This is a genomic window from Nevskia soli (genome assembly GCF_903970205.1).
Taxonomy (GTDB): Bacteria; Acidobacteriota; Terriglobia; order Bryobacterales; family Bryobacteraceae; genus Bog-113.
In genome coordinates this window covers 1-5,307 of record NZ_CAJCHS010000428.1, presented here as the reverse complement: position 1 = coordinate 5,307, position 5,307 = coordinate 1, and the positions used below count along the sequence as shown (strand labels likewise).

The window sequence follows — 5,307 nt, the reverse complement described above, 5'->3', positions numbered from 1 at the left end:
TGCGCGGGGCAGCCCCACTGGCAATCGACTACTTTGTGGTAATAATTCGGGTCCTGGACGTCGGTTGGTTTCACGGGATCGGGTTCGGCTACGGGGAACCGGGGGAACTTCCTGCTTTAATGCTTATCCCTTGATTGTATGCGGATGGGGGATTCGGAGCAAGCGGGGTGTGCTGACATCGCAGGTTCGACGATGCCGCGCCGGGTTTCGTTGGCAAGACCAGGTCAGGTGGGCTGCAACGGCTGGTCGTTCGAAAACCCGAGATGAACAACCAGCCGGATGTCCCTCTGCAATAGCTCAAAAGCCGGGAGAGCCCTTAAGACGGAGTAGTCCTCCAAGTATTCCGCAACCCGGTAAACGCGTTCGTGGATCGGAAATCGAGAGCGCCGTCGGGCATTGCGCCCGCTCGCTCGCAGGAGCGCGTCGTGAAGAGTCTTCTTAGGATCGGGAATGCTTTCGATCTTGCCGATCGCGGGAATGTTCAAGTCTTCAGTCCCGTTTGGATTTCCCGCCGCTAGCCGAATTGCTTTCTCGTCAACGAGGAACCAGGCTTCCGTCATGCGAACGGGGACGACAGGTACGTGCTTAACGCGAGAGTTCCTCAAGTTCGAGGCAATCTCGCGGCGCCGCAACTCCGGCGGCTGATTCTCGGCGTCGCGATGAACAAATAACAAGTTGCACGGGTACAAATCCAAAGCCGCGGCAAGCTTCCATTCGGTATCTCGCCGTCGCGGTATCCGGCTGAAATCCACCCATTGCCCGTTGACCGGTTCGGCAGTGTGTTGGTTCAGGGACCAGGTCAGAAGTGGCATGAGTATCCTGTCGGACGACCCGTCCGCAATCAAGGTGTATGTCAACTAGCAAGCTCATCGAAAGGAATTTTATATTGTTGGAGATCCTCACGATCGATTACTCGTCTTTGACGAGCATGATTCATCAAAGAACCGTATCCATTCTTGCCGTTTAAAGTATCGTCCCCGGTTAACGACACCGGATTTAGATAAGCAAGCAACTGCCCCTTCGAGATTGATTCAGAACCTAGTACCTTATCGCGCCACGTGTCCGCTAAACATCGAAGCTGCAAAACACGGGACCTTCGCCCATCGTGAACAGCGTCTACGAGCTCCGCCACCAGTAGGCTATCGTCGGGGACCTGCATTACCACCGAAGGTGAATGGGTGTTGATAATCACTTGGCGAAGCGCACGTGTTCCATCTTCTACGTCGTTGTTCTCAACGTCCGTGGTCAGATCACGCAGAAGTTGGATCATCGCGGGTATCCGCTCAGGATGTATTCCGTTTTCGGGCTCTTCCAGGCAAATGACGCCTTGCGGATCAGGATCTAGGGACAACACAGATAAAGCGAGAAAGCGGAGCGTCCCATCTGACAAAGACCTGGCGGGGTAGGCTGTCCCGTCCCGCCCACCCACGTAAACAGTCAGGAGTTGCCGGCGTTCATCGCGGTCGACGTAAACGGATTTGACATCATTAATTAGCTGACCCACCCGATTAGCGACCTCGGAGTAAACGACAGCTGGGTCGGAACCACCTTGGTCAGCAGAGTTTGCCAAATGATATAGCGCTGCCGGTAGATGGGCGCCGTCACTGGCCAATGTCGCTGGAGCCGTAAACCCATCGGGTTCGCGTAGTGACGACGGTTCCAGTTGGAGCAGCCGCCAAGCCTGCATTTCGCGCCTTACAAGGGTCGCTGTCGGCGACTCCGCGGAATTAGCAGCGGATAGAACTGTTCGCGGGAGGTTTGCGGCTTTCAATTTTTGCGGCTTTCCGCTACTCCCTCCGTCTTGATGAACATTGATGACCCGATCAGGATCGGAGCCTTCAGTAGATATATATTTGGGAGTTCGTCGTTTATTGAGAATGGTCCTCGTCCGCCATGCCTTAGACGGAGAAAAAGGAAGGTGATGAGCGGCCTCGCGTAGAGTAATATGTTTCAACTCCTCACTTACGAGTTCTAACGAGCCGAGGGCTCTTGCCGTCTTATCTTCCTTCCGCCGAAGCGTGACCGAGTATTGCACGAACGTGCTGCTGGCTTCGGCCGGTTGTCCAAGATCGTCCGCTCCAGTCAGCGGGATAATCATCTCAGCGTCGAAGCTCATCTCGTCGCCGAAGTGATCCCCGACATGCTGAAACAATCCCCGAATATCACCGGTTTTGGTTCCTTGGTCCCTAACTGCAAGAGCCGCATCGATCAGCGGTCGATCGGAGAGGGCGCTCAAAAAGACAATCGCGTCTAGGAGATTCGACTTTCCGACGCCATTTGCTCCGGCAATGCAGGTAAACGGGCCGAAGCTAACGTCGAGATCGACGAGATTCTTGAAGCCGGAAACCTTTAAGCGCGTAAGCATTTCTGCTCCAGAGTAGCGCGTTTAAAGCTAACGCGCGGCCCTCTTGGGAGCCGTTCTCGCGCTTAATTCGGCCGGAACTCGCTGGCGACGGACCTTGATCTTGCTTGCGTTCTTGCGCGCGGCGGCCAGATCGTAGGCGAGTTGCATGCGCAGCCAGGTTTCTTCGGTACTGCCGAACGCTTTGGTTAGCCGGATCGCCATCTCCGGGCTGATGCCGGATTTGCCATTGACAACGTTGTTCAGAGCCTGTCGCGTGACGCCTAGGATTTTCGCGCCTTCGGTCACGCTCAACTGCAGAGGCTCCAGGCAATCGTATCGAACGATGAGGCCAGGGTGGACAGGATTCTTCATCGGCATAAGGTTCTCTCCTTCAGTGATAATCGACAAGCTCCACGTCGAAAACGTCGCCGTTCCCGAAACGAAAAATAACTCGCCAGTTTGCACGCACCGTTACTGACCAATGGCCCTTTAGATCACAACGGATGCTAGCGAAATCGCGGCAAATCAAGGCTCTGAGGAGATGTAGACGTATCGAGAAGAGTCAATATGCGCTCGACAGTCTCCGGTAGATCTTGTCAGGCGCGCCGCACATTACCGCGGCCACGTCGCCGAAATCGCCGAGCCGGTGCGCACGCCAGCCCTCGAATTCCGGTTGCTTGAGGTACCAATCACTCCAAAATTGGACGCTCGCGGATGACCCGTATAGAACGAAGCGCCCGAACGGCTGAAGCGTGTCTTTGCCGATATGCGACGCCCACGCCTCCGCCTCAGGAGAAGTCTGGAACGGGAATAACTCAAGCCTCCCACGCACCGGATAAGTCGCTAAGTGCGCGTACAAAAACCCGGGCAAAGGATAACGGGGACTCCATTCCGGAGCGCGCGCCTCAATGAAAGGACTCGGACAGAGAACCGGCAAATCCGGTCCGTAGGGAAGGGCATTCACCGCGGCAGCAGCCCCTCGCCAATCGGAGCCATGATGCGGCGGCCACTGATGTCGCCAATCGCCCAGAAATATCAGTACGCCGGCCCCGAGGATCACGGCAGCCCAACGCCATCGCGGTTGCGGGACCACGAACGCGGCCGCCAGAGTTCCGCACAACGCGATCCCCGGCAGACCAAACGACATATACCGATTCACAAAGACGCTATTCCCAGTGCCCCACGAATACGCAAACAGCGCCACAGGAGGAATCAGCCACCAGGCCAGGATCAGCACGACGGATGTTGCCGGTAATCTTCGTACTCCGCTCGCACCTCCGCGGAACCTTAGAACCAAAGCAATCGCCGCGCTCCACAAGATCAAACCGAATTTCAACGTACGAACGAGTTCGCCCGGGCCCGGAAGAGCCGTGATCACATGCGCGCCCGCCTGACGGAACAACGAGAGCGCTTCAACCGCCACCGGAATTAGAGAGAGTCCTAGAATCGCCCATACGATGGCCCCCGCCAGCCATCCGACCGGCGTTTCCGCACGGGCAAGCCGCACCACGGTATAGAGGAACAGGACAACATAGAACGGCCAGTAAATCAGATGAACGCGCCAGATCAGCGCGGCGAAAACCAGAAACACCGCGGCATCGATCACGCGACCCCGATCCAGCCAGCGGATCAGGAACAGAACCGCGCCCGAAACCATCAGCATGCCGAGCGCATAGGGACGCGCATCGTCCGCCGCGTAGTTCAGCCCGCGTAAACCGAAGCACGCGAATACCGCAAACCAGCCTGCGTCCGGATGAATCAGCCGCATCGCGATCCGCGCAATCAACAGCAGGGCCGCAAGCATCGCGAGCACGGACGGCAGACGGTACGCCGCCTCGGTCACGCCCGGGTTTTGGGGCAACCAGGGAAGCGCTCGCTCGGAAACACGCGGCAGCCAGAAGTAAATCGACGCCGGCACCTGCGGCGCGATGGCCAACGACGGATGATGCGCGCCCTGCCTCACCACGAACAGGGTGCCTGCCTCATCCACCCAGAAGCTGGAGGGAAGCGGCACGATCCAGAATCGGACAATGCAGATCGCCAGGAGCACCCACAATCCGCCCCGGACGGAACGCGACACTCTCAAACGCGGGGTCCGAAAGCGACCGGCACGGTGCGGCCCTTGAAACGCGACTGCGCGAACTGGAACACCGGGGACCGATATAGATTGTGCCGCGCCAGCCGCCCTTCAATCGCCGTCCTGACCACACCCAACCCATAAACCAGACTACGGCGAAGATTGATAGACGATGCCTCCGGAAAGTATTTTGTCGGGCACGATATCTCTCCAATCCGCGCGCCGACTACCAGCGCTTGCGCGAGCACCTGGTTATCGAATAGAAAGTCCTCTGAATTACTCTCGAGCGGAAGTGCTGTTAGTAGTTCCTTGCTATACGCGCGAAAGCCGGTATGATACTCGGAAAGGTGAGCGCCCATAAGCACATTCTGAAAGATAGTCAGCGCGCGATTGGAAAAGTACTTATAACGTGGCATGCCGCCGCGCAGCGCGTGTCCGCCCAGAATGCGCGAACCCAGCGCCAGATCGTATACATCGTAAGCGACCATGCTTGCCAGCGCAGTAACCAACAGCGGCGAATATTGATAGTCCGGATGGATCATCACGACCACATCGGCGCCGCGCGCGAGCGCTTGCGCGTAGCAGGTCTTCTGATTACCGCCGTATCCGCGATTTCGTTCGTGGACTGCTACAGTAAGTCCAAGCCGGCGGGCAGTTTCGACCGTCGCATCACTACTGTAGTCGTCAACGAGAATGCGTTCGTCGACAACATCCGGAAGTTCGCGGACCGTAGCTTCCAGAGTTTTCTCGGCGTTGTAGGCGGGGAGAACGACGACGATGCGCTTCTGGTTGATCATGCGTTGATCATGCATTCACGGCGGGAGGCGATGTCGTTGCGTACTTCTCTGCTATTATACGGCGCTTACCGGTCGATCTTCCTTGACAG

General features: G+C 57.2%; 6 protein-coding genes. All 6 read right to left on the bottom strand.

The window, feature by feature from the left end; translation table 11 throughout:
• Positions 1-224 precede the first annotated feature (224 nt).
• From H1Y01_RS18430 to H1Y01_RS18405, 6 genes are read right to left on the bottom strand one after another with little or no spacing between them, the layout of a single operon-like run.
• The gene (locus H1Y01_RS18430) at positions 225-812 is read right to left on the bottom strand and encodes a hypothetical protein (protein ID WP_180542163.1); all 588 of its coding nucleotides are present in this window, start codon (positions 810-812) and stop codon (positions 225-227) included.
• A gap of 41 nt (positions 813-853) precedes the next feature.
• Entirely contained in the window at positions 854-2,365 is a 1,512-nt protein-coding gene (locus H1Y01_RS18425; RefSeq protein ID WP_180542161.1) for an AAA family ATPase, read from the bottom strand.
• 27 nt (positions 2,366-2,392) lie between these two features.
• Positions 2,393-2,722 (bottom strand): HigA family addiction module antitoxin, encoded by a 330-nt coding sequence (locus H1Y01_RS18420; RefSeq protein ID WP_180542159.1) that lies wholly within the window; start codon positions 2,720-2,722, stop codon positions 2,393-2,395.
• A 13-nt stretch (positions 2,723-2,735) separates the two neighbouring features.
• The gene (locus H1Y01_RS20180; protein WP_219341680.1) at positions 2,736-2,873 is read right to left on the bottom strand and encodes a type II toxin-antitoxin system RelE/ParE family toxin; all 138 of its coding nucleotides are present in this window, start codon (positions 2,871-2,873) and stop codon (positions 2,736-2,738) included.
• A gap of 33 nt (positions 2,874-2,906) precedes the next feature.
• On the bottom strand, positions 2,907-4,430 hold the full coding sequence (locus tag H1Y01_RS18410; protein WP_180542157.1) for a glycosyltransferase family 39 protein: 1,524 nt from the start codon (positions 4,428-4,430) through the stop codon (positions 2,907-2,909).
• Positions 4,427-5,218, bottom strand: coding sequence for a glycosyltransferase family 2 protein (locus H1Y01_RS18405; RefSeq protein ID WP_180542155.1), 792 nt, complete (start codon positions 5,216-5,218; stop codon positions 4,427-4,429). Before H1Y01_RS18405 ends, H1Y01_RS18410 begins: the two co-directional genes overlap by 4 nt.
• Positions 5,219-5,307: the final 89 nt, after the last annotated feature.